At 50.8% G+C, this 26,841-nt stretch carries 20 protein-coding genes; 14 read left to right on the top strand and 6 right to left on the bottom strand.

Features of this window, described 5'->3' with window-relative positions:
* The coding region (locus tag AAF564_13135) for a T9SS type A sorting domain-containing protein (protein ID MEM8486488.1) at positions 1-1,315 on the top strand (1,315 nt) is incomplete at its 5' end.
* A gap of 105 nt (positions 1,316-1,420) precedes the next feature.
* On the opposite strand, the gene AAF564_13130 is transcribed toward AAF564_13135, so the two are convergent.
* Together AAF564_13130 and AAF564_13125 are read right to left on the bottom strand one after the other, a co-directional pair.
* Positions 1,421-2,140, bottom strand: coding sequence for a hypothetical protein (locus AAF564_13130; protein MEM8486487.1), 720 nt, complete (start codon positions 2,138-2,140; stop codon positions 1,421-1,423).
* A gap of 27 nt (positions 2,141-2,167) precedes the next feature.
* Positions 2,168-2,767, bottom strand: a complete 600-nt coding sequence (locus AAF564_13125; protein ID MEM8486486.1) for an HmuY family protein — start codon at positions 2,765-2,767, stop codon at positions 2,168-2,170.
* 343 nt (positions 2,768-3,110) lie between these two features.
* Here AAF564_13125 and AAF564_13120 point away from each other — a divergent pair, with 343 nt between their 5' ends.
* The 6 genes from AAF564_13120 (at position 3,111) to AAF564_13095 (ending at position 9,786) form a co-directional block, all read left to right on the top strand.
* Positions 3,111-5,063: a TonB-dependent receptor gene (locus AAF564_13120; GenBank protein ID MEM8486485.1), complete on the top strand. Its 1,953-nt coding sequence runs from the start codon at positions 3,111-3,113 to the stop codon at positions 5,061-5,063.
* 27 nt (positions 5,064-5,090) lie between these two features.
* A complete protein-coding gene (locus AAF564_13115; protein ID MEM8486484.1) occupies positions 5,091-5,777 on the top strand; it encodes an HmuY family protein in 687 nt (228 codons plus the stop codon).
* Between the two features lie 121 nt (positions 5,778-5,898).
* Positions 5,899-6,771 carry a hemin ABC transporter substrate-binding protein gene (locus AAF564_13110; protein MEM8486483.1) on the top strand — a complete coding sequence of 291 codons (873 nt, stop codon included), beginning with the start codon at positions 5,899-5,901 and terminating at the stop codon, positions 6,769-6,771.
* Positions 6,772-6,778: 7 nt separating this feature from the next.
* On the top strand, positions 6,779-7,897 hold the full coding sequence (locus AAF564_13105) for an iron ABC transporter permease (GenBank protein MEM8486482.1): 1,119 nt from the start codon (positions 6,779-6,781) through the stop codon (positions 7,895-7,897).
* A 6-nt stretch (positions 7,898-7,903) separates the two neighbouring features.
* A complete protein-coding gene (locus AAF564_13100; protein MEM8486481.1) occupies positions 7,904-8,752 on the top strand; it encodes a heme ABC transporter ATP-binding protein in 849 nt (282 codons plus the stop codon).
* Entirely contained in the window at positions 8,749-9,786 is a 1,038-nt protein-coding gene (locus AAF564_13095) for a ChuX/HutX family heme-like substrate-binding protein (protein ID MEM8486480.1), read from the top strand. The genes AAF564_13100 and AAF564_13095 overlap by 4 nt, the downstream gene beginning before the upstream one ends.
* Positions 9,787-10,140: 354 nt before the next feature.
* Here AAF564_13095 and AAF564_13090 read toward each other — a convergent pair whose 3' ends face one another.
* Positions 10,141-10,584 carry a hypothetical protein gene (locus AAF564_13090; protein ID MEM8486479.1) on the bottom strand — a complete coding sequence of 148 codons (444 nt, stop codon included), beginning with the start codon at positions 10,582-10,584 and terminating at the stop codon, positions 10,141-10,143.
* Positions 10,585-10,656: 72 nt separating this feature from the next.
* On the bottom strand, positions 10,657-11,685 hold the full coding sequence (gene porQ / locus AAF564_13085; GenBank protein ID MEM8486478.1) for a type IX secretion system protein PorQ: 1,029 nt from the start codon (positions 11,683-11,685) through the stop codon (positions 10,657-10,659).
* A 315-nt stretch (positions 11,686-12,000) separates the two neighbouring features.
* Between porQ and AAF564_13080 the strand changes: the two genes are divergently transcribed.
* From AAF564_13080 to AAF564_13065, 4 genes are all read left to right on the top strand, one after another.
* Positions 12,001-12,642: a YceI family protein gene (locus AAF564_13080; GenBank protein MEM8486477.1), complete on the top strand. Its 642-nt coding sequence runs from the start codon at positions 12,001-12,003 to the stop codon at positions 12,640-12,642.
* 306 nt (positions 12,643-12,948) lie between these two features.
* On the top strand, positions 12,949-16,368 hold the full coding sequence (gene secA, locus AAF564_13075; protein MEM8486476.1) for a preprotein translocase subunit SecA: 3,420 nt from the start codon (positions 12,949-12,951) through the stop codon (positions 16,366-16,368).
* A 294-nt stretch (positions 16,369-16,662) separates the two neighbouring features.
* Positions 16,663-18,366, top strand: coding sequence for a DNA repair protein RecN (gene recN, locus AAF564_13070; protein ID MEM8486475.1), 1,704 nt, complete (start codon positions 16,663-16,665; stop codon positions 18,364-18,366).
* A gap of 177 nt (positions 18,367-18,543) precedes the next feature.
* Positions 18,544-20,364, top strand: a complete 1,821-nt coding sequence (locus AAF564_13065) for an alpha-amylase family glycosyl hydrolase (GenBank protein ID MEM8486474.1) — start codon at positions 18,544-18,546, stop codon at positions 20,362-20,364.
* 244 nt (positions 20,365-20,608) lie between these two features.
* On the opposite strand, the gene AAF564_13060 is transcribed toward AAF564_13065, so the two are convergent.
* On the bottom strand, positions 20,609-22,888 hold the full coding sequence (locus tag AAF564_13060; GenBank protein MEM8486473.1) for a dockerin type I repeat-containing protein: 2,280 nt from the start codon (positions 22,886-22,888) through the stop codon (positions 20,609-20,611).
* A gap of 395 nt (positions 22,889-23,283) precedes the next feature.
* Between AAF564_13060 and AAF564_13055 the strand changes: the two genes are divergently transcribed.
* Positions 23,284-24,723 (top strand): phosphoglucomutase/phosphomannomutase family protein, encoded by a 1,440-nt coding sequence (locus AAF564_13055; protein MEM8486472.1) that lies wholly within the window; start codon positions 23,284-23,286, stop codon positions 24,721-24,723.
* On the opposite strand, the gene AAF564_13050 is transcribed toward AAF564_13055, so the two are convergent.
* The gene (locus AAF564_13050) at positions 24,720-25,208 is read right to left on the bottom strand and encodes a GAF domain-containing protein (GenBank protein ID MEM8486471.1); all 489 of its coding nucleotides are present in this window, start codon (positions 25,206-25,208) and stop codon (positions 24,720-24,722) included. The two genes, AAF564_13055 and AAF564_13050, sit on opposite strands and share 4 nt — an antisense overlap.
* A gap of 195 nt (positions 25,209-25,403) precedes the next feature.
* Between AAF564_13050 and AAF564_13045 the strand changes: the two genes are divergently transcribed.
* Positions 25,404-25,532: a hypothetical protein gene (locus AAF564_13045; GenBank protein MEM8486470.1), complete on the top strand. Its 129-nt coding sequence runs from the start codon at positions 25,404-25,406 to the stop codon at positions 25,530-25,532.
* 59 nt (positions 25,533-25,591) lie between these two features.
* Entirely contained in the window at positions 25,592-26,710 is a 1,119-nt protein-coding gene (locus AAF564_13040) for a Gfo/Idh/MocA family oxidoreductase (GenBank protein ID MEM8486469.1), read from the top strand.
* The last annotated feature ends 131 nt before the right edge of the window (positions 26,711-26,841 follow it).

Raw genomic sequence — 26,841 nt, 5'->3', positions numbered from 1 at the left:
TGGGGATTCCGATTTCATGCTAACAGGTGACATTTATGATACCGAAGGCGGCCCACTCAAACCTAAACAAACAACCTTCTTCGAAAATCAAAACGGTGAGTTTTCATCGTCTAATCTGATTTTTGCACCCAATAATGGCACGCATGCCTGGGGCGACTACGACAATGACGGCGACCCGGACTTACTCACCGGCAATAATGACTTACTCTCACCCATTCATACCCCCATTTTTGAAAATCAAGGCGGAATTTTTGCCAGCGTTGTACAGACCCTCGACGACTATAAAGTCCAGTTTGCTTACTTCGGCGACTACGACAACGACGATGACCTCGACATCCTCGCCGTAGTTGAAAACGAAGACGAGAGTCTCACGGCTCGCATCTTCAAAAACAACAGCATTGCTAAAAACGATGCACCGACCGCACCAACCAACCTGTTCGTATCCATCAACGACGACATCGTCACGTTCTCGTGGGATTCGGCAAACGACGAGGAAACGCCAACACAGGCATTAACTTACAACCTGCGCATTGGCACAACACCGGGCGGCAGCGAAATCATGTCGGCCCCTGCCCTGTCCAATGGTACCTTGCTGCTGGCACGCGAAGGCAATGTCCGCCAGAACACCAGCTGGCCCATTCGAAGTCTGGCTGAAGGCACCTACTACTGGTCTGTACAGGCTGTAGACCAGGGCTACAAAGGCTCTGCATTTGCAACAGAGCAGATGGTCTCGCTGCCCGATGGTACGATACCCGTTGAGCTCACAGGCTTTGCAGGCAAGTTAGACGGTGATCATGTAGCGCTCAGGTGGCATACGGCAAGTGAAACCAACAACGCCGGCTTTTCAGTGGAGCGTGCCATAGACGAGGGCACATTCGAGTCCATTACCTTTATAGAAGGACATGGCACAACAACGCTGCCTCAGTCTTATAGATACCAGGATGATTTGCTGGGCCTTGCAAAGGAGGCATTGCATTACCGGCTTAAACAAATCGATTTTGACGGGGCTTTTGCTTACTCAGATGTGGTTACGATAGCCCTGCCCATTCCTGAGCAAACAGTGTTGTTGCCGAATCACCCGAATCCGTTCAACCCTGTTACAACCATCAACTACACGTTGTCACAGGCCTCACAAGTTGAGGTAGAGGTGTACGATCTAACAGGCAAGCGGATAAAAACGCTGGTCGACAGTTTCCAGGATGCAGGCCGGCAGCAGGTCACCTTTGATGGTACAGGGCTCGCCAGTGGTGTTTACATGACGGTACTGCGTACGGCAAAAGGTGTGGACATGCGCAAAATCGTCTTGCTAAAATAGCGCAGAAAACAAGGTTTACATAAAAAGCCCGAGGCTACCCCACAAGCAGAATCGGGGTAACCCCGGAGCCCTCCTTTTGTACCTACCAGAGGCACAGTCGTTTGGCTAGTTCAGCCGAAAAGCTTCTTGATGAAAAGGGGGAATGAGGTGCTTTGCGCTCTCGATCAAATCAAAAAGATCTTGAATCTCATCTTTGCAAAAAAACAGTGCTATTTCGCCAGGCGCAAACCGAATTTCGTACACAGGCTCTTGAAGCATGTTACTACAAGCAATCGGATAGCTCAAAATTTTACAGAGGAAACGCTGGAACTCCATCAGCAATCGGGTATGCTGGATCAATTTCAGGTTCATGAACTCAATTTTAAACCAGCCCTTTTTGCAAGACTTGTACAGTGCGCCGGAAGGCATTGAAGAAATAGGGCTGAAGCAAGACGCTTCCATGTCCAAATTGAGTGGCTCTTCTTCATAAAAGCGCCGTGCTGTTGGCGCATGATCAGGCATAGAGGCCAGATCATGCAGGACATCCCGAAACTCGAGCATTGCAATACTGCCGTCGATCAAATCGTGTAGTGCAATCAACTGCCTATGCGAATAACAAATGGCCAAATTGCTTTCGTAAAACTTGACAAAGCTACCTTTACGTTGGGACGCACAGTCTTTTTGCAGCGCAACTTCTAACTCATCTCTGAGCGTTAGCATGCGCTTCACAGGAAAGCACAGCGAAGCGTTATCAAATTCAATTTGGATGATGTCGCAACAGGAGCATCGATACGTGTGTCCGTGGCCAGCCCGGTATAATGGAATGAGGGTAGTATTTTCGTTCATTGTATGACTTGAAAGGCGTGGAAGAGATCACTGACTAAGTGTGGAAGCTGGTTGCAAACCGCTACCTGCTGCAGATCGCAAAGACTTTGAGCCGTCAGCTTGATGTACATACCGGAAAGAAATGAAACGGGGCGCGCCTTTTTGTGGCTCGTTTTGCTTGTAGTAGTTCAGAATTTGAACTTTAGCAAACGTACCTGCCGGCGTTTCTACGAGAAATGTTTTACCCGGCCTTGCAGAGACAACATGCGTTGAAGTGTTGTAATTATACCATCCGCTCCCTTCCGGATCATCGATTTCCTGCCCGGCAACAGCTTTCGCGTTGTCCCATGTATCTGGGACATGGTTGACAGCATCGAATTCAAGCGTCAGCAATTCCCCGTGTTTATTTGCGTAGACAGACACACGTTCAAAAGCAATATCCCATGCATCAGTGTCTTCTGCTGTACCAGGTATAATTGTTTGCGTCCGTAAGCTGTAAAGGACCTTGCCATCTGAAAGGTTAATGTCATTTACGAGCGTCGGTGCGGGTAATAGAGAGGTTGAATGCTCGACCACTTCCTGACTAGACTTGCATCCAACCAATAGCATTAAAAAACCGATCGCAGTGTACTTATGTAAAAAAGGCATTTTTATTCTTTATTAAGACTAAATCTAAATAAGGGACTGCAATGTACATTATCCTGATCGTGTTTTGCAAATCAAGAAGACGTGAATCCAAAAGAAGTGCTAATAAAGATAGGATCTTACAGTTCACACTAACTTAACTTGAATTCAGGGGAACGTATGCCTACCTTTAGACATCTATTTAGACTTAGTCTAAATTAACAATGATGATATGCGCTGTCTTCTCTTCATAGGTTTATGCCTCAGCGCCTGCCTAAATTCTTTTGGCCAAGCCACGCCCCCAGATACCTTAGCCTCCTATGAATTAGAGCAGGTTGTTGTAACAGCTACACGTACAGCAAAGACGTTGGAGAATGTCGCTGTACCTACGCAGGTGATTTCTGCACGAGAATTGCAGAATATGGGCTCCCTTCGGCTCACAGATGCCCTCGGCGAGTTGACGGGGCTCACAATTAATTACGACCACGGCGCCGGCATTCAGGTGCAGGGTTTTGACGCAGACTATACGCTGATCCTGATTGACGGTGAACCTGTAATTGGCCGGACTGCCGGTACCCTCGACCTTGAAAGGCTGACTGTTTCAGGTATTGAAAGAATTGAAGTGGTCAATGGCCCCTCCTCTTCGTTATACGGCAGTGAGGCTCTGGCCGGCGTCATTAATATCATCACAAAAAAAGCCGACAAACCCCTCACCGCATCATTTACGAGCCGATTCGGCACCCACAATACAACTGATTTCTCTACCAGCGTGGAAGCGAGCAGCAAGCGTGCTGGCGTAAAAGCACTTATCAATCGCTACAGCTCCTCCGGGTATGACCTAACCCCAGACTCATTTGGACCTACCACGCCTGAATTCACTGATTATACCACAGACTTACGTGCGCATCTAGACCTTTCAGATCGCACAAAAATCGAATTTGGTGGCCGATTGGCCATTCAAGAGCAGGCCTCACAATTTTCGATAAACCAACCGGCTGAATTCTTTGGCTCCCAGGAAGACCAAACAGACTGGAGCATCCACCCGGAAATCAAACACCGCCTGACCAACAGAATTGAAGTAATCGGTACATACTACCGGGCTGCGTTTGCAACTAAGACAGAGCAGCGTAACCAGGATGATCAGTCTCTGCTCTTCTACGACAGCATCAATCAGCGCTATCAGAAAGGAGAGATTCAGGCTAACGGCTATTGGAGTGCCAAACACTTGACAGTATTTGGTGCCGGCGTTGTAGAAGAATCGCTCGATGGCGATCGCTATGGTGACTTCAAACCAGTTGCCGGTAGCCAGTTTGTGTACGCACAACACGAATGGCTCCCATCTTCAATACTCGAAGCAAACGCAAGCGCACGCTTTGACGCACACGAAAACTACGCATCGCGTCTCACGCCCAAGCTCTCCTTACTGGTACGGCCAACAGAAAAAGTTCGTGTACGCCTTTCGGTTGGCAGCGGCTTCAAAGCCCCGGCATTCAGGCAACTCTATCTCAATTTTACCAACGCCGCTGCTGGCTATACGGTATTGGGGTCTACACAACTCTCCGAGGGCCTTTCGTCACTCACTTCAACCGGACAAATTGACGCCACGTTCTTGGATCTGACTACCATCGAAGAAATCACTGCAGAGCGATCGGTTGCCTATAACGCTGGTGTAACCGTACAACTTTCAACATCGCTCTCGATCACGTTAGGCGCTTTCCATAACAATGTGCGCGACCTGATTGAAACGCAGCCTATCGCACAGAAAAGCAACGGCTCGTTTGTTTTCAGCTATTTCAACCTGAATAGGATTTACACCCGCGGCATCAACCTGGAAATTGAATCTTCTCCTTTGGCCTGGCTTCAGGTTGCAACGGGTTACCAGTTTTTAGAGGCGCGAGATCGCGAGATATTGGAAGCGATTGATGCTGGCACCGTTTTCGGGCGCAGACTAAGTGGTCGTGATTACCGTATTCAACGATCCGACTATGATGGGTTACTTGGTCGCTCTCCCCACTCAGGTACCATCAGATCAACAATCCTCTTGCCTGCACGCAAGATGACCGTGAGCATACGCGCGCAGTGGCGCAACCGATATGGCTACCGGGATATCGATGGCAATACCATCGCCAACCTCGACGAGGAATTTATACCGGGGTACATGCTCTGGCACACGACAGCAACCAAAAGCTGGTCATTCAAAACAGGACAAACCCTGACGGCACAACTGGGATTCAGAAATCTATTCGATGTTGTTAAACCTACCCTGATTCCCTCACTCCCCGGCCGCACAGTTTTTTCAAGCTTACAACTTTCGCTTTAACCCCTAATCTCATCATTGCTTACTACAATGCGTAAAATATATCAAATAGCGCTTTACGCGCTTGCCTTTGTAACCCTCGCCGCTTGCGACAGCAACAGCGACGACGATCCAGAACCGCTGCAAGCATCGCTCATCCAAGACATTGCCGCTGACCCTACGGTTGGTAGAGATCCGGTTACTGGCCGGCCTATCAGTTTGAACCAGTATGCGTTCGTAAGTCTTAGAGATGGTAATATTGTACTGACATACGATAATACCACGAGAACAGACTCTGCTTCCACAAACTGGGATATTGCCTTTCAAGGTACCAACATCATTTTCAATGGCGGCAACAGCGGCCCAGGACAGGGTGGCGCTGTAATTTTAGAGCAGACGTTTGAAGAGGTAATCGAAGCACCTGCTGACAGTGAATTCCGCACGGATGGTGTTTCTGTGTGCTCAACCGATATGGGAGACGGAGCTGCCTTTGCCGTTTGCCCGGGCTCAGACAATGGCTGGTATAATTACAATCCTGCTTCAAACCTGGTATCCCCCCTTGCCGGCCGCACCATCGCTGTACGTACTGCGGATGGCCGGTTTGCCAAATTCAGAATTCTCAGTTACTACCAGGGAAATCCAGCTATTACTGACGTCACGGCAACAACGCCGTCCCGCTTTTACACCATTGAATATGTTTTTCGGGCTGACGGGTCTCGCAACCTGGAATCTCTTTAAAACACGCCACTATAACAGACTCATCCTGCGTGCTGGTTGAGCACAAGCCAGGGGTGAACACCGTGATTCACCCCTGGCCTCTTTGCTCTCTATCCCTTCCCGATAAGCAATAATTCTTCTCATGTCATTCATATCGCTACAAAACTTCGCCGTCACCCTCTTGCTTTTTTCAATGGCGACGCCCGCTGTCAGGGCCCAGGAATTAGCGGATTCACGAACCAACGCTTCAGGCCTTGTCGTGTTAGGGGGCAGTATTACAGAAATAGTTTACGCGCTGGGCAAAGGCGGTGATATCGTTGGGGCCGACTTAACGAGCATTTACCCGCCTGCCGCAAAGAAACACGCTAAACTGGGCTATTTTAGGCAAATCTCAGCTGAAGGTGTCCTTTCACTAAACCCGAAACTGGTTTTGGCCAGTGAAGATGCAGGTCCACCAGGCGCACTTGCCCAAATCCGCAGTGCTGGTGTACCCGTCGAAGTTATTCCGAGCACGCCCAGTATCGAAGGCGCCAAAGAAAAAATTAAAGCTGTAGCCAAAGCAGTTGGTGCAATGCCGGAAGCTGCACGCATTATTGCCGGGCTCGAAGAAAAAATTGAAACCCTCACTGCCAAAACTTCGCAAATAGATGCCCCCAAGTCGGTCTTATTTATTTACGCGCGGGGTGGTGGCACCCTGAATGTGTCTGGACGCAGCACCGCCGCAGATGCAATCATCAGGCTGGCCGGCGGCAAAAATGCAATTTCTTCTTATGAAGACTACCGCCCGCTAACCCCGGAAGCCGTCGTTGCTGCAGCTCCGGATGTAATTCTGCTCCTTGAACGTGGGTTTGAAAGCATTGGAGGCGAAAAAGGACTCCTCGAAGTGCCTGGCATCGCATTAACGCCAGCCGGACAAAACAGAGCTTTTCTTTCTATTGACGACATGCTCATGCTGAGCTTCGGGCCACGCCTCGGAGATGCCGCCCTTGAGCTTTACACGTTGCTGTATCACTAATCAGGCTATGGCAACAACACCTGTTCATATCGCTTCAGCCACAGGCATCGCGCAAGATTATGTGCGGCTTAAGTCGCGCAAATACCGCATCGTCTTGCTAGCCTTGTGCACGCTTTTGCTTGTGGTTTTTGTGGTATCGCTTGGCCTGGGAGGTATCACCATTAGCCCGGTCCAGGTGTTGGGTATTTTGCTGGACCGCCTGGGCCTGTCTTCTGGAATTGCCTATGCGGACCAACAGGCAATGGTTTTAATGGCCATCCGATTGCCGCGCATCCTGCTCGCGATGCTTGTTGGCGCCGGCCTGGCCGTGAGCGGCGCAATCATGCAGGGCCTCTTCAGAAATCCCTTGGCAGACCCCGGCCTGATCGGCGTATCCAGCGGGGCTGCGCTTGCAGCAGTATTGATGATTGTATTCGGGACAACAATATTGGGCACAGCCAGCACCATTTGGCAATTGTGGGCTATACCGCTTGCTGCTTTTCTAGGCAGCCTGGCGGCCATTTATCTGGTCTATACCCTGGCTACCTGGAAAGGCCAAACATCTGTAGCCACCATGTTACTCGCCGGCATTGCTTTAAATGCACTTACTGCTGCAGGGACTGGCCTCATGCTCATGATAGCCGACGATGCACAGCTCCGAGACATCACATTTTGGACCCTCGGCAGTGTCGGAGGAGCCACCTGGAAGTCACTGGCGATTATTGCCCCACTGGTTCTAATTGGCATTGGCATTGCCATCAAACTGGCCGCGTCACTAAATGCTATGATGTTGGGTGAAGCGGATGCTACACATCTGGGCATTAAAGTCCAATACGTAAAAGGACTGGTGGTTTGGATAACAGGACTCACCGTAGGGGCTACAGTGGCTGTAACAGGCATTATCGGATTTGTCGGCCTTGTTGTGCCTCACCTATTGCGGCTTGCAACCGGACCTGACAATCGCTTACTCGTGCCAGGCTCGGCTTTGCTGGGTGCAAGTCTGCTGCTTGCTGCTGATTTGTTGGCCCGTACTATTATTGCGCCAGCTGAATTACCTATTGGGATTGTAACTTCGCTGCTGGGTGCGCCTTTTTTCCTGTGGTTGCTTTTGAAGTACCGGGATGAAGCAGGGACAAATTTCGCCTAAAGATCAATGATCAAATTCGAATCGGTTAGCTATAGCATCAAATCAAAGACGCTTGTAGAGCAGATCTCGCTGACAATCCCACGGGGGAATGTCACCGTACTGCTTGGTCCGAATGGTGCAGGCAAATCGACCTGTTTAAAACTGGCCTGTGGTGAGTACAGACCTACGACAGGCAGCATTCAGCTCGGTAACAAATTTTTACAGCACCTTACACCACAGGAAAAAGCAACGAGCCACGCGGTTGTTAGCCAGTCTTCTTCACTGGGATTTCCCTTCCCATCGTTTGAAGTGGTCCTGATGGGGCGTATGCCGCACAACAAGTATACAACCCCTGCTGATACAAAAATTGCCTGGGCCGCCATGGAACGCGTTGGGGTTACCCATCTTGCAGCGCAGGCATATACAACCCTGTCAGGAGGCGAACAGCAACGCGTCCATTTGGCACGCGCACTCGCACAAATTTGGGATGAATCAAAAAATAACACGCCTCGCTACCTCTTTTTGGACGAGCCAACGGCTAGCCTCGACTTACAGTATCAGCACAGTATTCTCCAACTGGCTAAGTCAATGGCGGCTGATGGGGTTGGTGTGCTTATCGTGTTACACGACCTTAACCTGGCTGCGCAGTATGCAGATCGGGTTGGATTGATGGCAAATGGCCGGCTGCAGGTCCTTGGCCAACCTGATGAGGTGCTCACTGCTGAAAATATACGGGAAGTCTTCTCCGTCCATACCTGTATCAGCCGGCACCCGCAGCATCCTTGTCCCCTGATTGTGCCGCTGCATCCTGTAGTCCATCCTCCGCTAAATGATCATAGTTCTCACACCAATACCTTAACTGTACCATCGTCATGAATACGCTTGAATTAAAAACTGCCTGGCAACAATTTAAAGAAGAGAACCCGCGTGTTCGCATCCGTGATGCAGCAAAGCAACTGGGTGTATCAGAAGCGCAGTTACTCGCCACAGACATTGGCGAAGGCGTTACCCGGCTAAAATCCGAGTGGTATGATATGCTGCTGGATAAAGAGTCGCTTGGTGAGGTAATGGCCCTGACCCGAAACGAAGTCTTTGTACACGAAAAAGTAGGTAATTACAGCAATGCGTCGGTAATGCCCGATCATAAAATGGGGCAAACCCTGGATAAAAATATCGACTTACGGATTTTCTTCAGAAACTGGCACTTTGCCTTTGCCGTGCACAAGGAAGACCAACAGGGTGAAATCAAACGCAGCCTACAATATTTCGACGCCTTTGGTAATGCCGTTCACAAAACGCATCTGCGCCCAGAAAGCAATGTTGCGGCTTACAACCAGTTTGTCAAGAAATACCAAGCGGAAGACCAATCCCAGAATCTTGTTGCACTCAAGCAGAAAGCGCATGCAGAGCAGTTACCTGACGAATGCATCGACAAAAAAGCATTACAGGATGCTTGGAACGCGCTTCGCGACACGCACGACTTCATTTTCATGCTTCGGAAATTCTCGGTTACTCGCCTGCAGGCTTTCCGCATTGCAGGTCCTGAGTTTGCCCGTCAGGTGGATACATCGAGTTTTACCAAGCTCTTGGAGCAAGCGGCTGAAAATGGGCTATCAATGATGATCTTCGTCAACAATCCTGGATGCACGCAGATTCACAGTGGACCTATTCATAAGCTGAAGCTGATCAGGGATTGGTACAACATTCTTGATCCCGGATTCAATCTCCACGTCAAACACAAAGAAATTAACTCGACCTGGATTGTACGCAAACCCGTCGAAACAGGTGAGGTACATTCGCTGGAAGTGTTTGACGATGCCGGCCAGGTGCTTTGCTACCTTTTCAGTAAGCGAAAAGAAGGACAACACGAAGTGCAAGTATGGAGAGATATGCTCGCACAGCAATCATAAACCAGGAAGCCCTGCCATGCATAATCCTAACAACCTCAGCCTGCTATACGAGACCAATTACGGCACCATCTTCAGATGCGATTGCTGTAACAAGCTGCAGGTCCAATGCAAACATTTTTTGCTTCACCAAAGCGCATCCCGATTTGCGTCATTCAATGTTCAGTTAGAAAATCTGCTGAACAATCCAATAGCCAAAAGTGCAGCCCCAGATAACCAATTCAGGTTCAGCGCAGGCGAGCTTACGTTAAAGTTGTATCTAGATGAAGTGATAGCCTTGCAAGCATTGTATGGCGGAGCGCTTGCTATGCTGGAACTACAGGAAATTCTCAACGAGAATCTGTAAGGCTTTCAGAGCTAACGAATGTCCACCCGACTAACAACCAGCATAGCTGATTTATCTTCATCGATGGCTGCATCTGTGCCGGGATAAGGCTGTACGCGCTGTAGTTCGATGCCGTACTGCCCTATCAATTGTTGCAGTACCGCATCCCCACCAGCCCCAACAAAGCCCTGAAAAGGTAACGACTGGCTGGTACTGTTCGTGGTCACTCGGAAGGCAGCCTCAATTTCACCTTCCCAAATGCATACAGTACCAAGCGGACATCGAGAGTCTTCCGCCAGGTTTTCAAAAGTGATCTGAAATTCATCCCCCAACCGCGCTGTTTCCCCAACGTACAAGCGGAAAGGCTTATCAAGCGTGATGACAACGTCATCAGCATTGTTTTCCTGCAACACATTGCAGGCCTGCGCCATCAGCACAACAACTAAAAGCAGCAAGGTAGTTTTAGTGGTATCCATAGTTCTTACGTTGTCCTTAGCGCAACGGCGGGTTAGCTGCAGAATGGACAACAACAGTGCGGCATTTATTCCCTACAGCACAGTGCGCAATGTAAACTGGTTTAAACCACCCAGTGACGACCAGGAATTGAAGGCGTAGTCGAAATAGACGCGCGATATTTTGAGTCCGACGCCAAAGCCAAAACCGGCGAAGTCGAGCCGGCTTTTCTGTTTGAGCGTTTGGTGCCGGCGGTGGTTATACCCAAACCGCAGGTTGAAGCTTTCGCTGAACTGAAACTCGCCGCCGACGGCAATATGCTCCATGACCTGGTCCAACGTACTGGCACCAGGAACGGCAGCGTCAAAATCGTGCAGGTTGTAGCCCGTCAGGGTTAGCATCAGCGGCAGGTGGCGTAGCTTGCCAGAAACGCCCACGCGAAAATCAAGCGGCAACTCGTCTTCTGTTTCGCCAAGCGACTTCAGGGTCACGCCGAGGTTGTTGATCGACGTGCTAAACGCAAACTGCCCACTGGGGGCCTGGTACACAATGCCTACATCGGCTGCCAGTGCGGAGGCAGAGAAAGCATCAACAGACGAAATGATACTGTGCAGGTTAGCACCGACATACAACTGGTCGCTGTACAGCCGAGACAACCCCACGGTAAACGCCACATCATTGGCAGAGAAAGAGCCGAGCCGGTTGCCCTGCGTATCAGCTTCATCAAGGCTACCCCAACTGAGATACCGCATTCCAAAACTGAGCGTGCCGAGGGCTTCTGCGTGGTAGCCATAAGCAAGGAATCCAGCACGCAGATCGCTGACATGATTCAAAAAGGAAACAGACAACCCACGGTGCATCTGCGCATTGGCAAGCGCAGGGTTGTAGAAAAAGGCGTTTACATCATCACCCTGGACGGCATTAAATGCGCCACCCAAAGCTGCGGCACGGGCAGAAGGCTCCATCCGCAAAAAAGAAAAGCCCGTCAACTCACCTGGTTGTGCGCTGGTCTGCAGTGTGCCGAAAAGGCTGGCCACCAGCATCAACAATAACAGGGCGCGGTATGACTTTGTATGCGGCAATACTGTGTACGGCATTACGCTGTTCAATGCAGAGATGTGCATGTGCACCAGATTAAGTGTAGTAAACTAAGAAAAAATGGTAGCGTTAAAGCATACGGGCATTTTGTTTTGAACAGACGTTAAATAATATCCAGTCCCTGCTGTGCAGTTCCCCGCTCCCCGGGGCTACCGGCTCAAAATATTGTTTATTTGGGCAAACAGCGGGCCAAACGCTGTCCTTTACAATTTGTTAAACTCGTTAAATAGCATCTGGGAAACCTCTTTTTTATTTTCGTGTTGTAACACACATCACACTATTGCAACCCAGTGTTATTACATCAACATTTTTTGTAAACAACCACATAGAGGAACAACACGGTGAAAAACCTAAGTATCCTGCTCGCACTGACCCTGATGGGATTAATTGTGCTACCGGGCGCATCTTTTGAAGCCACACCTACAACAGACGATACAACAGCAACCCCACAGGCTGCTGCTGCTTACGTTGTTGACAAAGCCCACTCTCAGATTGGTTTCAAAGTTCGGCACCTCGGCATTACCAATGTAAACGGCTTATTCAAAGACTACGAAGCCAACGTTAGCATGGATGGTGACGACCTGAGCACTCTGCAGGCATCCGCTACCATTCAGATTGGCAGCATCTCGACCGGTATTGACCGCCGCGATGGGCACCTCAAGTCTGACGACTTTTTCAATGCGGAGACCTATCCCGAAATGAAATTTGTCAGCAAAGCAGTGCGTAACATTGACGGCAGTGAATTTGAACTGGTTGGAGACCTGACCATTCGCGACATCACCAAAGAAGTTGTGCTCGAAGCTGAGTTCCTTGGCATGGGTGCCATGGGCGACACCAAGAAAGCCGGCTTTGAAGCTGAGACAACCATTGATCGGTTTGATTACAACCTCAAATGGGACCGTTTAACAGAGGCCGGCGGCCTCGTGGTTTCAGACAAGGTGAAAATCATGCTGGACCTGGAGCTCAACGAAGCTGACAGCTAGCCAATACGTACCACAGGTACGTTAAGGGGATATGGGAGAAACTGTGAAGCTTCCCCCATATCCCCTGCTGCATTTATGGAACTTCCCCCATCGGAAGTTCTTCTAGGGTATGTTGATGCGATTCCTGAGCATCTGAAACCTTACCCGTGCTTTTTGCTAGAATTGGTGCGCTATTTGACTTACCTGACGCATAGATAAAAATACCGCCTGACGGTCTCTCCCACTACCGCGCATGGCAGGTATTGCCCCAGTTTTGACAGGAAACTGTCATCTTGGCACGCACCAAACGTATTTTTTGCTTTCATCATGATCAAATTTGTTCAGAAACTTTTCGGCGGCGACTCCAATGTCCGTCAACTGAAAAAACTCTGGCCGCTGGTTGAAGAAATCAACAGCCATGTACCTGCTACCCAGCAGCTCTCTGACGAGGCGCTCCAGGCGAAAACCGGCGAGTTCAAGCAGCGTATTAAAGACGCTGTAGCTGATATCGAAGCGCGCCAGGAGGAAATTCGGGAAGAAATGAAGCATGGCTTCTCCGAGGCCCCTGTCGGTGGAGATGGTGTAGCAGCAGAAACGGCTACGCTGAGCCTGGACGATTGGCAAAAGCTGTCTGATGAACTCGACGAACTCGAAGAAGAGTGGCTCGAGCAGGTAGAAGATGCGCTTGACGACATGATGCCAGAGGTCTTTGCCGTCGTTAAGGTGGCCTGTGAGCGCATGAAAGGTAAGACGTGGGAAGCGGCAGGCTCTAAAATCGAGTGGGACATGGTGCAATACGACGTGCAGTTGCTCGGCGGTATTGCTATCCATCAGGGCAAAGTTGCCGAAATGAAAACCGGGGAAGGGAAAACGCTTGTAGCCCTTGCGCCCGTATACCTGAATGCCTTGGTAGGCCGTGGTGTACACCTTGTTACCGTGAACCCCTACCTCGCGCAACGTGATGCGGAATGGATGGGGCCAGTGTTTGAATTTCTGGGGATGTCCGTAGACGTTATCGATAAATACGATGCACATACGGAAGGCCGGCGCGCTGCGTATCGGGCAGACATCACCTACGGCACAAACAACGAGTTTGGATTTGACTACCTGCGGGATCACTCTTTTGTAACCGAAGCCGATCAGCTTGTACAGCGCGAACACTTCTTCGCCATTGTGGATGAGGTAGACTCGGTGCTCGTCGACGAAGCACGTACCCCGCTGATTATCTCTGGTCCGGTACCACAATCCAACGAGACACGTTTTAGTGAACTGCGTCCTGCAGTAGACAGCCTGTTCAAGGCGCAGCAAAAAGTAGTCGCCCAGTTTGTTGGAGATGCAGAGCGCCTGCTTACGGAGCGCGACAAGCTTGTAGAAGCTGGCGAAAATAAAAAAGCCAACGAGATTGAATCTGAAGCCGGCCTCGCGCTATTGCGCGCGTACCGCGGGTTTCGAAAAAACACGCGACTGGTCAAGCTTCTTTCTGAGCCAGGCGTTGAACGGCTCCGCCAGCGTACCGAATTTTTCTATCTCCAGGAGAATGCGAAGAACATGCCTTATGTCGATGATGCGCTCTATTACGCACTCGACCAAAAGCAGCATTCTATTGAGATGACAGAAAAAGGCCGCCAGCACGTGGCCAAAGCAGCAAACGCAGAAATCGATCTCTTCGTACTGCCTGATCTCGGCGAAGAAATTGCCGGAATGGAAAAAGATCTCGAAGAAAAAGAGCATGCGCTGCAAACAGAGATCAGTGGACAAGTTCAGCTCACAGAAGAGAAACGGGCCAACAAGCTCGACCACGAACGCCGCGTTCTGAGCAACGACCTTGCTGAAAAGAAGCGCAACCTCTACAACACGTACGCAGACCGCGCTGAACGCCTGCACGCCATTGAGCAGCTCCTGAAAGCATATACCCTGTTTGAGAAGGACATCAACTACATCGTCCAGGAAGACAAGGTTATGATTGTTGATGAGCACACAGGCCGTGTGCTTGCCGGCCGGCGCTACTCCGATGGTTTGCATCAAGCTATCGAAGCCAAGGAGAATGTAAAAATTCAGGCTGCAACGCAGACCTACGCAACCATTACGCTGCAGAACTACTTCCGGATGTACCACAAACTGGCCGGGATGACGGGTACGGCTGAGACGGAAGCGGAAGAATTCCACAAAATCTATGAGATGGAAGTGGTTGTGGTACCAACCAACAAACCCATCGCGCGCCAGGACCTCGATGACCTGATTTTCAAAACCAAGCGTGAGAAATTCAACGCGGTCATCGACAAAATTCAGGAATACAACGCAAAAGGACAACCCGTTCTTGTTGGAACGACGTCTGTTGAAGTCTCTGAAACGCTGAGCCGCATGCTGCAGCGCAAGAAGATCAAGCACAACGTGCTTAATGCAAAACGCGACCGCGCCAAGCAAGAAGCCCATATCGTGGCGGAAGCCGGCGAAAAAGGTGCCGTAACCATTGCAACCAACATGGCCGGCCGTGGTACCGACATCAAGCTTTCTGCAGGTATCAAAGAAATAGGCGGACTCGCCATTCTGGGTACCGAACGACATGACAGTCGCCGGACCGACCTTCAGCTACGCGGCCGTTCTGGCCGGCAGGGCGACCCGGGCGAAAGCCAGTTCTACCTCTCCCTCGAAGACAACCTCATCAGCCTCTTCGGCGCCGACCGTGTTGCCAAAGTAATGGACATGATGAAAATGGATGAAGGCGAGGTGATTACCCACCCGTGGGTCAACAAAAGTGTAGAACGCGCCCAGACCAAGGTAGAGCAAAACAACTTCGGCATCCGTAAGCGCCAGCTTGAGTATGATGATGTACTCAACGCGCAGCGCCAGGTCATCTACGACCGCAGAACGTCAGCCATCCAGGGCGACAGGCTCCGTGGTGACCTGATGGACATGCTCTACGACTACATCGAAGGGCTCGTAGAGACACACTATGGCGACGGCAACCTCGACGAGATACGCGAAGAATTACTCCGCGTACTTGCGCTAGACTTCCAGATTGATCGCGAAGAATTTTCGCGCCTGGGTGAAGACGGACTCCGTGATCGCATCATGGAAACCGCAGAATCCTACTACAACAAAAAACGCTCGGCCCTTGCTGCACCTTTCCTCGAAAGCATGAAGAAGGTGATGGAAAGTGATGCAGAAACCAAGCCGGAGCGCGTCTTTGTAGACTTTACGGATGGCCGCAAAATGATGCGGGTTACCGTAAAAATCTCTGAGGTCATCGACACAAACGGCCAGGCCATCAACGATGCGCTGGAACGCGTATCTGTGCTCTCCTACATCGATGAGCACTGGACAGAGCATTTGCGCGGCCTCGATGAGGTAAAAGAAGGCATTGGCCTCCGAGCATTTGGTCAGCGAGATCCGCTGATCGAGTACAAAATGGAGGCCTTCAAGCTGTTCAAGCAAATGATGGAAACCATCAATCACGATGTAGTCTCTTTCATTTTCCGCGCCGGCCCGATTGTAAATAACCAAAGCAACGCAAACCGCAAGGCAGCGCCCAAGTCGCGGCTTGATCCCCGGCGCGCAAAAACAAAGCAAGAAGCGCCGCCACCGTCGTTCGGCATGGGAAGTGGCTCGTCTGGGAATACATCCGGGGATCGCGACCCATCAGCTGGCCCACAAACGATTGTAAATAAAGACAAAAAAATCGGGCGTAATGACCCTTGTCCTTGCGGCTGCGGCAAGAAGTATAAAAATTGTCCTCAACGCACCTAGGGAGTACTGTACGTGTTGTTGGTTTATGGTTGAATGTTTTTGACCTTTGGCTTCCCAATAGGCCGTTGATGCTGGTTCACATCGTATTTATCAGGAAAAATGTGTGCATTCCCATCAGTTTTGCACATATTTTATACATTACTTCTATTTTTTTCTTTTCTTTAGGAAATATGACGTTACAAGGTTCGTTTTGAGGCCTTATTGCGTCTCTTTTCTCAAGCACCCATTTGGTGCACACAACCATCGAACACGTTGCTTATTGGCCTTCAGTAGCCATAACAACAACTTGAATCCATGTTACGGTCGCTCTACATACGAGATTATGCGCTGATCGAGGAGCTGGAAGTCGAATTTGACAGCGGACTCAACATCATTACTGGTGAGACCGGTGCAGGTAAATCTATTCTCCTTGGCGCCCTCAAACTGATTCTGGGCGAACGCGCCTCTACAGAAGCCATTCGTACCGGGGCAAAAAAAGCAATTGTCGAAGGCATATTTGACAACACCAATTCTGCACGCATAAACAAGTTGCTGGAAGCCAACGCATTGGAACCAAGCAACCAGATTATTCTGCGTCGGGAAATCTCAGGGTCCAATAGCCGCGCTTTTGTCAACGACTCCCCCGCCACGCTATCTGTAATCAGAGAAGTCGCTTCCAACCTGATCGACTTACACGGACAGCACGAACATCAAATGCTGCTCCGTACGGAAACGCATATCGAAACCCTCGACAACTTTGGCGGACTCGAAGGACTGGTTGCGCGGTACAAAAAACAGTACGACGTAGTTGCCGGCCTGATCAAAGAGCGCAACGCCCTGCAGGCAAAAAAAGCTGAATTGCAGCAGCAAAAAGATCTGTACGGATTCCAAATCGAAGAAATCGACAAGGTAGATCCGCAGGAAAATGAAGAAGAAGCGCTCGAAAGTGAACGGAAAGTTCTGGAGCACGCAGAAAAACTGCACGAAGTAAGCGCACGACTTTACAGCATTCTTTACGAAGATGAAGATGCGGTCTCGGACCAATTGGTGCTGGTCCGTAACGACCTGCAAGACCTGGCGCATGTAGACAGCAGCCTGGAAGCCTCTGCAAAAGAAGCTGAATCTGCGCACATTATCGTTTCAGAGCTCGCCAAATTTCTGCAGGACTACAATGCGCGGGTAGAGTTTAATCCCGAACGTCTGGAATCCATCCGTGAAAGACTGGGCGAACTCGAGCACATGAAGCGGCGATATGGTGGCTCGCTGAGCGCCGTTATCGGTTACCGGGCTGACATCGGCCGAAAATTTGAGCTTGCCAATGATTTTGAGGGCTCGCTTGCTGAACTGAAAGAATCTATTGCCGCAGCACAGCAGAAACTGAGTGATATAGCGGGACGACTCTCTGGGAAGCGCCTTGATATTGCCGGCAAAGTAGAAAAATCTATCGTCAAAGAGCTGGCACAGTTAGGTATCCCTGACAGCCGCTTTTCGGTCCAGTTTACGCACCAGTACGACGATGAGGGCTGGATTACCTCCAGCGAAAAGAAAGAAGGGCGCATTGTGGCGCATCCAAACGGCATGGACCTGGTTGAGTTTTACATCTCCACCAACCCCGGAGAAGACCTGCGACCACTGGCACGCGTGGCTTCAGGTGGTGAAATCAGCCGCATTATGCTTGCGCTAAAAACCATCCTTGCAAAAAGTGAACGGTTGCCCATCCTTGTGTTCGACGAAATAGATGCCGGCATCTCCGGCCCCGTAGCACGCAAGGTGGGTGAAAGCATGCGTGCGCTCGCGCAGTACCACCAGATTGTGGCCATTACCCACCTGCCACAAATAGCAGCACTTGGGCATGTACACTTCCGCGTCAAAAAACAGGTCGCAGAAGGGCGCACACGGTCACAAATTGACCGCCTCAGCGCAGAAGAACAAATGGCACAGGTAGCCTCCCTCATTAGCGGCGCAGAAGTTACCGAAGCTGCCCTTGAAAGCGCGAAAGAATTGATGGGCGTAGGCTAATTCAGGCGAGTTGCACTTCTCCAGTTGCCTGGCCTAGTTTCCTTCCGATTTTGGTTGTTTCCCCTGCCTAACAAGGGTCTATTATATAAAAGTGATCCAATGAATCCTGGTCTAAAGAATATGATGTTTACGCGCTGCACCTGTCTGCTTAAACCGATTCAAAAAAGTACGATCGCAATGGTCCTGTTGGTCAGCTTCGCTGCCACAGTTCAGGCGCAGGACGTACACATCGACCACATAGAGCCCCCCAACTGGTGGGCAGGCATGCAACATGACCAGGTACAGTTAATGGTGTATGGCAACAACCTGCAGGGTATCACAGCGTCATTTGACGACGATGCGCTGCCGGTTAAGGTGGTCCACAGCCTGGCAAATCCAACCTACAGTTTTATCGACGTCGACTTCTCGCAGGCCACTGCCGGCACGTATACCTTGCGTCTTACGGGAAAAGACAGTGAAGCAACAATCGATTTCCCTGTTTATGAAAGGGCTCCCCTTGCTGGCAGAAATCAGGGGTTTGGGGTGGATGATGTGGTGTATTTAATTACCCCGGACCGTTTTACGAATGGTGATCCATCGAATGACAGAGCAGCCGGCATGATCGATGATTTTGACCCGTCTCAACACGGCACACGCCACGGTGGCGATTTGCAAGGCATCCAGGCACGACTCCCCTACCTTGCAGACCTGGGCATTACAGCCGTTTGGCTCAACCCGATCCTGGAAAACAACGCAAACAACAGCTACCACGGCTACCAGGCCACCAACTACTATAAAATTGACCCGCGGCACGGGGGCAATGAGGCCTACAAAGACTTTGTGGCAGCAGCTCACAGGCATGGTATAAAAGTCATTTTCGACCATGTCAATAATCACATCGGTGTTCACCACGTTTGGGTGGATAACCTGCCGACCGCTACCTGGCTAAACGGCTCAAAAGAAGACCACCTGTCTAGCAAGCACTACAAGATGGCTTTCAGCGATCCCTATGCAGACCCGCACGCTGATGACTTGCTCCGTACTTTTTGGTTTGTTGATGCCATGCCCGACGTAAACCAGCGCGATCCATACGTTGCAAAATATCTGATCCAGAACAGCATCTGGTGGATGGAATACACAGGACTTGATGGGTATCGGGAAGATACATATCCCTATCCGGATCAGGATTTCCTCGCTGATTGGGCGGCGGCAATCTTACAAGAGTATCCCAGATCGAATATCGTTGGCGAAATTTGGGAGACAGAGCCGGCGTACCTCTCGCTCTTCCAGAAAGAAACGCATTTCGAACGCGACTTTGAAACCAATTTACCCACCATCATGGACTTTGCGCTTACCGACGCTTGGCGCAAATACCTCGAAGGCTCGGTCCGACTTGATGCAGTCTACAAAGTACTCGCCCAGGACTTCGTCTACACCGACCGCAACAACCTGTTTACATTTTTTGACAATCATGATATGGCCCGCGGCTATTTCATTGCTGATGGGAATGTCAAAAAAATGAAACAGGTATTTACCATGTTACTGACCACACGGGGTATTCCACAGATGCTCTACGGATCAGAACACAATATGCGCGGCGGCCAGAGTCATATCGAGTTGCGCGCCAATATGCCAGGCGGTTTTCCGGGTGATACACGAGATGTGTTCACGGAGGCTGGTCGCACCGAGATGGAAAACGATATGTTCTCTTTTGTCAGAACGTTGCTCCACCTCCGTAAAAAACATGACGTACTGCGCCATGGCCGGCTGGTACACTACCCAGTTGCCTGGAATGAAAGTGTCTACAAATATTTGCGCATGGATGATGACGAAAAAATCCTTGTGCTTATAAATGGAGAGGACGACAACAAACAGGTAGACCTGTCTGAGTTGCTACACTGGTTTGGTGCAGAAGCATCTTTCAAAAACCTTGTCACAGATGAAGTCATGCAGATGAATGCCAATGCGCAATTAACCCTCTCTCCACTTGGTGCATACGTGTTGCAGGTGGTTGATTGAGGGTCGACAACGGGGGAGGATTCGAGGACAGGATATGGCCATTCAGTATAGCAAGGCAAGCTGCCGTGCCGATCGAATGCCGATTTTCGAATGCCGATTGATATTCTTTTTTTTGTAAAAGACGCATTTAAAAGCATTGCTTCCTGTGCCGGAGTCGTGCAAAACAGCAGCACGGAAATACGAAAACACTGGATCACGCTTCCAATCCTTAATTCGCACCACTCGGCATTCGGCACTCAAAAAATCACGTCGCGCAACCGAGTTCCACCGGAAAACATGTAACCTGCCCCAGGACACGCTGTAACACCAGCAGGGCGTCTATGGCAGAAATAGCGCCATCAGCGTCAACGTCGCCGGCTATGAATGCAGCGTCAGTGAGGGTCACTTCTCCAGAGAGGTGTTTGAAGATGAGGGCAGCATCAAGTGCCGAGATTGTGCCATCGCCGGTGGTATCACCAAACAAGACCGTTGCTGCATCATCATGGGGTGGCGTATAATCGATCAGGTTTTCCCAATCTCCCAACGGCCATGCCTCCGCGCCCCAGGTAGCTACCGTATCGAGCAAGGCCGGCGCTACACCAAGTGTTTCAAACGCCGGAATCATGCGGTAGAAGTTGTCGGCATAGTTGAACCGGTCGTCAAAGATTGCCCCTTTGCCATCGTAAGCCTGCGGTACATACGTCACGGGCTCAAGTTGCTCGTGTTCTTCGCCTCTTGGCCAGGCGTCTACCTCGTACTCAAGCGTCTTTTCCATAAAACTGCGTAGCATCACTTCAGCAATCTGCGCGCGATCAGCTTCGGGTACACTGGCAAAAAGCGGAGCAGATTCACCCGTTTCAGAGACCACGCTGCGCGCAAACCAGTACGGGTGCGCGTGTCGGATATACCAGCCAGAAGGCCCAATATCATTGTCATTGTCGAGCATCTGGATCATTTTGATGTAGGTAGCAATCAGGCGGGCCCCGCTGGGTAGACCGGTTTGTTTGGAATAATCGCCGAGATGTCCAAACTGATATTTCCAATCGACAGGTCGGTGTCCCTGTGGGTTGCGATTGCCGGCATTGATCACCACCTGATACATGTACCACGCGTGAGAAAAGTATTTGTCAAGCATCGTTGACCCATGGGTGTGTACCGTTGACCCGCCGGCACCGCTGATGTGGGGGGCAACATTAAACACATTACGCGAAATCGAAAACCAGGAACGGGCTTCGCCGTCAGGGTACAAATCAGGGGCGCGGCCTTCCAGGTTATGGGTTTGCATTACATCCCAGACTTTGACAAGCTGCCACAGCTGTAGGCCGAGGTTGCCCTGCGCCTGGTCTGCAGTTGTTTTGCCAACCGGCAGCAGCTCGTTCTCACGAAAGGTAGACACATCACTGTCGAGGCCCTGGATCGCGTTTACAATCGAGCGTTTTTCAAGCGCAAACTCAACGCCCTGCGCCAGGGCGTCTGGAATTCCATTTTCATAGCTATCCCATACATCGCTTGCCAAAAACGCCTCTCCCCAGAAGTCTTTCGGATGCACAGGCGGCAGCCAGCGGTTCCAGTCGGGAAACTGGATGGCCAGCGGCAGTTCCCGCATATTGAGGGTGGCTTTGGTTGATGCGACGGCATCAGAAATACCATTCGGAAAGAGGTACGCCAGGGTTTCAGCATCATCGTCCAGTACCCACTCAAGACCTGCGCCGGCGGCCCACTCCTCAACAGGTTTGGCATCAAGTTCCGGGCCTGGCTGGTAGGGCGGATTCCAGGGCCGGCCGGGCGCCGGTACATCCAGGGAGCGAATATAGCTGGCAATCTGTTGCGCTTCGAGCGTAGAAAGGCCGTGAAATTCGCTACGGGCTACAATCGATTTATTTGAATAGTTAAAGTACTTGAGGTCGCGCCCGTCTGTAGCATGGCAATCTGCGCAACGCGCCGTAATTGCCTGCCCATCTGCTTCCAGGAGTGGTGCATTGTACCACAGGTCCGCACCTTTGTCGAGATCTTCCTGGGACACAAGGATGGGCGTCCAGCCGGCGGGATCTTCTTCCACGAATTGGGTATCGGGCAGTAAAAATTTGCCGCCGGCATCTACAAAATTAAATTGCAGTACACGCCAGCCAGAAGATTTGCCGTCTGTTGCGTTAAATTTGAATTCGAGGGTATTTTCCCCTTCTATCATTAGGGAGGCATCCAGAGGGAGGGTAAGGCGGATCGTACTGTAACCACCACCAATTCCTCCGATATGCACCTCAGGCGCGGCAACCTCAACCGCATCATTGGTCAGGGCGATCCATGACCCGTTGTTAATGCGCACGCTGCCTTTCCCATCATAAGAAAGGTTATGGGCCTGTATCCACAGACCGGCAACGGTTGTTGCGCCTTCCAAAGAAACGCTAACAGCCTCCGTAGCGCCATCAGCCCCCATTATTTCTATGGGTAACACAACAGGTAAAGCGGACGTTACGGGTTGACTTGTACCAAAATTGACTACAACGCTACTCGAAAGTAGCATCAATGCAGATGCGAGGGCCGTCATACATTTGGTGTTTCGTGAGCGGGGTGTGGGGGATCAAGCGGGCCTGGGGGTAAGGGTGCCTGATGGGACCATGGATGGTCAATAGATGAATTGCTATACTGTACGATCCGGGTATCGGCTTTCAGGGTGATTTGTTAAACGGCCGGCACACCACGCGGTATCATGCATTAATTTTTCGCGCTTTGGCATCAAGTTGGACAGGATATCGTTAATTAACCAGCAGCATACATTCGAGGGTTGTACCTTCCTTATTAAAATACATCTGGTTGTCCTACTTCTGTTGGTGATGTAACGACAATAACGAGTATTTCCCCTCTTAAATAAGCGCTTTTCTGAAGTGCATTCAGCGTTCCCTAGCAAATAAGATATTAACCCAACCTATATTTATAATCTCCATGTCTACACCCGTTAATAAATCAGCAATAAAATTCGGCACAGACGGATGGCGCGCTGTCATCGGCAAGACCTATACGTATGACAATCTGGAAATTGTCTCGCGTGCTACGGCGCAATGGCTCAAGAAAAACTACAGTGCATCACCCAAAATTGTGATTGGGCACGACACACGTTTTCAGGGGCGGGCTTTTACGGAGCACGTTGCGGCAGTAATGGCTTCCATGGGCGTCCAAGTGATCTTTGCAGAAACGTTCACCACAACCCCTTCGATCAGTTGGGGGGCAAAGGCCTATAATTGTGATGCGGGCATTGTGATCACGGCGAGCCACAACCCGCCGTCGTACAATGGCTTCAAAATCAAAGCCAATTTTGGCGGACCAGCATCTCCTGAAATGATCGCTGAGGTAGAAGCTGAATATGATAACCTGGAAGATTACACATTCCAGTCGTTTGCTGCACACGTAGACGCGGGTAACATCGAAATGAAAGATGTTGCAACTGATTACTTGAACCTCCTGCGCGACAAACTGGATATCGAAGCTATTAAAGCATCTGGTGTTAAACTCGCACACGATGCGATGTATGGCGCCGGACAAGGTGCCATTCAGGCGCTGATTGGCAAAGAAAATGTTGTTGCTCTCGGCCACGACCTGAACCCAGGCTTCAAGGGCCAGGCACCAGAGCCTATCGAAAAGAACCTGCAGGGACTCGCAGACGCCGTAGTACGCGAAGGTTGTGCTGCCGGCCTCGCCAACGACGGGGATGCAGACCGCATCGGGATGTACGACGAAAACGGTACCTTTGTAAACTCACATCAGCTACTCGCCCTGCTGGTCAAATATCTACATCAGGAGCAAGGCCTCGGTGGTGATATTGTTAAGACCTTCTCTACCACGTCTATGCTCGACAAAATGGGCGAAGCATACGGACTCAAAGTGCACACCACTCCGATCGGCTTCAAATACATTGGCCCCATCATTGTTGATGGCGATGTGATTGTTGGCGGTGAAGAGTCAGGTGGCATGGCTGTCAAAGGCCACATCCCTGAGCGCGACGGTATTTATATCGGGTTGCTGGTTGTAGAGATGATGGTAAAGCGCGGCAAGAAACTGTCTGAGCTCGTAAAAGAATTGTACGACGAGTTTGGTGCGCACGAAACGTACCGCATCGATGTACACACCACGCCGGCAAAGAAAGAAGAAGTCCTTGAGCGGCTTGCCGCTGGTGGTCTGAAAGAAATTTACGGCCGTGAAGTGGTACGCGTGGACAACCTCGACGGCTTCAAGCACATGACCACCAAAGGCTGGTTGCTTGTTCGTCCGTCTGGCACAGAGCCGGTACTGCGCGTGTACTCAGAAGGTGAATCCCTGGAAGCGGCACGCGGCCTCGTTGAAGACGCCGCTGCGCAGCTGGGTGTACTCGAACCAGCGCATGCCTAAACGACCATCGTATCCTGGTATTGTGCGCCCAACTTGTTGCACAGCGTTTCCAGGTTAGCCTGATCGATAAGGTCAAACGCATCTGCAAAATCAGAATCAACATCAAGGACTGCCAGCAGGCGGTCCTTTGGTGTTACTACGGGGACCACAATTTCGGAAATGGTGGATGACGAACAGGCAATGTGGCCGGGGAAAGCGTTCACGTCTGGCACCAGTTGGGTTTCTCGGGTCCGCGCAGCAGCACCACAGACTCCGCGATCAAAAGAGATTTCAAGGCAGCCGTGTCCACCTTGATAAGGCCCAACCAACAGCAGATTATCTGACACGGCTCGGTAGAACCCTGTCCAGTGGTAGTAACCAAAGGCATCGTTCAATTCACAAGACACGGTAGCCATGGCAGAAATCCAGTCACTCTGGCCGGCAAGCAGCGCGTCTATGCGCTGCATTACCTCATCATATGCCTGCTGTTTTTCTTCAGCAGGCATCGAGGGATTGGCTTTTACTTCGGTTGAATTCTGATCGGTAAGCATTGGTGTTCGTGTTGGGCAGATGAAATTCAACGTTGCTACGCTCCCAATGCCTCCAGGTTTTGCTGACTGGCCGGGCATGATTGAGGAGGGGCTGCCTACCCTATATTTTGCGGCACCGAGGTTGCGTTTTTGTAGCGAAATACGTCATTTATGAAACACCCGTCGGGTCTTGAAGACCCAACGGGTGTTTTAGCACGCCATACCATGGGACTTGTGGAGCGTTTTACTTTCACCCTGAAAACGCTCCTGAAAATTGGCTTAAAGCGATTATTTCTCTAAATACCCGTGGTTCAGATTACTTAAGTTGAACTGTCCTCAAAACCAGCGATTTAGCGATAATGACTACCCATTCAACACACAAAAAGAAGTCGCGCCGTTTATTCATAAAAACCCTGACCGCCGGCATAACCACCCTTGGCGCCGCCAAACCCTTTCACGTGATCCATGCTGCAAATCGCATCCGATCAAAAGATTCCCTTGGCATCGCGCTCATTGGCCTGGGCAGCTACAGCACTGGACAGCTGTTGCCAGCACTCCAGGAAACCAGCCACGTCAAGCTCACCGGCATTGTTACGGGTACGCCGGCAAAAGCCAAGTCCTGGTCAGAAGCCCAGAATATCCCTGCAGCCAACATCTACAACTACGAGAATTTCGACAGTATTGCTGAGAATCCGGACATCGACATCGTGTACGTGGTACTGCCAAATTCCATGCACGCGGAGTACAGCATACGCGGCTCGCAGGCTGGCAAACACGTGATCTGCGAAAAGCCAATGGCTTCTACACCCGAGGAATGCCGGCAGATGATTGCTGCAGCTAAAAAGGCCAACCGCACGTTATCCATAGGCTACCGGATGCAATACGAGCCAACAACGCAGGAAATCATCCGGTACCAGCGAGAAAATGTGATGGGTGATGTGGTTTATGTAACGGCGGGTGCCGGCTACCGCGAGGGCCGCAAAAACCATTGGAAACTCAAACGCTCGATGTCGGGTGGCGCGTTGCATGACATGGGCGTCTATTCCCTAAACGCCGCACGGTATGCTACGGGCGAAGAGCCCATTTCCGTACGGGCACAAACCTTTACCCACCGCCCCGAACTCTTCAACGAGGTTGACGAAACGGTAACCTGGCAGCTCGAATTTCCGAGTGGCGCGGTTGCCAACCTGACCACCTCATTTGCAACAGGCATGAACTATCTGGAAACGCGCTTCCGCAAAGGCTGGTACCGTCTTTCACCGTTCCAGTCGTACCGCGGCATCAAGGGAGAAGGTAGCCAGGGCGCACTCAACTACCCGATTATCAACCAGCAGGCAGCGCAAATGAACGAAACAGCGCAACGTATCTTGGAAGGCCGGCCGATGCGCGTGCCGGGTGAGGAAGGGCTTAAAGATATGATCGTCGTCGAGGCTATCTGGAAGTCCATTGCGCGTGATGGAGCGAAGGTAAAGTTGTAATAAGTACAGCGTGGCGCGCCCAAACCCGCGCGGCACCCCGCGGGGGGGTGTATGTTGATATCCCAACCCGGCGCGTACGTAAGAGCCCCCAAATTATCCAGTTAAAGGTTTTAGGATTAACGGCCGGGTTT

Source organism: Bacteroidota bacterium (assembly GCA_039111535.1).
Lineage (GTDB): Bacteria > Bacteroidota > Rhodothermia > Rhodothermales > JAHQVL01 > JBCCIM01.
This window is presented reverse-complemented; position numbering and strand designations above follow the sequence as displayed.

What these genes read in the sequence shown, in the direction of transcription:
- AAF564_13130 (MEM8486487.1), bottom strand. Translation starts at nt 2,140, where the DNA reads ATGAACGAAAATACTACCCTCATTCCATTATACCGGGCTGGCCACGGA.
- AAF564_13125 (MEM8486486.1), bottom strand. Translation starts at nt 2,767, where the DNA reads ATGCCTTTTTTACATAAGTACACTGCGATCGGTTTTTTAATGCTATTG.
- AAF564_13115 (MEM8486484.1), top strand. Translation starts at nt 5,091, where the DNA reads ATGCGTAAAATATATCAAATAGCGCTTTACGCGCTTGCCTTTGTAACC.
- AAF564_13110 (MEM8486483.1), top strand. Translation starts at nt 5,899, where the DNA reads ATGTCATTCATATCGCTACAAAACTTCGCCGTCACCCTCTTGCTTTTT.
- AAF564_13105 (MEM8486482.1), top strand. Translation starts at nt 6,779, where the DNA reads ATGGCAACAACACCTGTTCATATCGCTTCAGCCACAGGCATCGCGCAA.
- AAF564_13100 (MEM8486481.1), top strand. Translation starts at nt 7,904, where the DNA reads ATGATCAAATTCGAATCGGTTAGCTATAGCATCAAATCAAAGACGCTT.
- AAF564_13095 (MEM8486480.1), top strand. Translation starts at nt 8,749, where the DNA reads ATGAATACGCTTGAATTAAAAACTGCCTGGCAACAATTTAAAGAAGAG.
- AAF564_13090 (MEM8486479.1), bottom strand. Translation starts at nt 10,584, where the DNA reads ATGGATACCACTAAAACTACCTTGCTGCTTTTAGTTGTTGTGCTGATG.
- porQ (MEM8486478.1), bottom strand. Translation starts at nt 11,685, where the DNA reads ATGCACATCTCTGCATTGAACAGCGTAATGCCGTACACAGTATTGCCG.
- secA (MEM8486476.1), top strand. Translation starts at nt 12,949, where the DNA reads ATGATCAAATTTGTTCAGAAACTTTTCGGCGGCGACTCCAATGTCCGT.
- recN (MEM8486475.1), top strand. Translation starts at nt 16,663, where the DNA reads ATGTTACGGTCGCTCTACATACGAGATTATGCGCTGATCGAGGAGCTG.
- AAF564_13065 (MEM8486474.1), top strand. Translation starts at nt 18,544, where the DNA reads ATGGTCCTGTTGGTCAGCTTCGCTGCCACAGTTCAGGCGCAGGACGTA.
- AAF564_13060 (MEM8486473.1), bottom strand. Translation starts at nt 22,888, where the DNA reads ATGACGGCCCTCGCATCTGCATTGATGCTACTTTCGAGTAGCGTTGTA.
- AAF564_13055 (MEM8486472.1), top strand. Translation starts at nt 23,284, where the DNA reads ATGTCTACACCCGTTAATAAATCAGCAATAAAATTCGGCACAGACGGA.
- AAF564_13050 (MEM8486471.1), bottom strand. Translation starts at nt 25,208, where the DNA reads ATGCCTGCTGAAGAAAAACAGCAGGCATATGATGAGGTAATGCAGCGC.
- AAF564_13045 (MEM8486470.1), top strand. Translation starts at nt 25,404, where the DNA reads ATGAAACACCCGTCGGGTCTTGAAGACCCAACGGGTGTTTTAGCACGC.
- AAF564_13040 (MEM8486469.1), top strand. Translation starts at nt 25,592, where the DNA reads ATGACTACCCATTCAACACACAAAAAGAAGTCGCGCCGTTTATTCATA.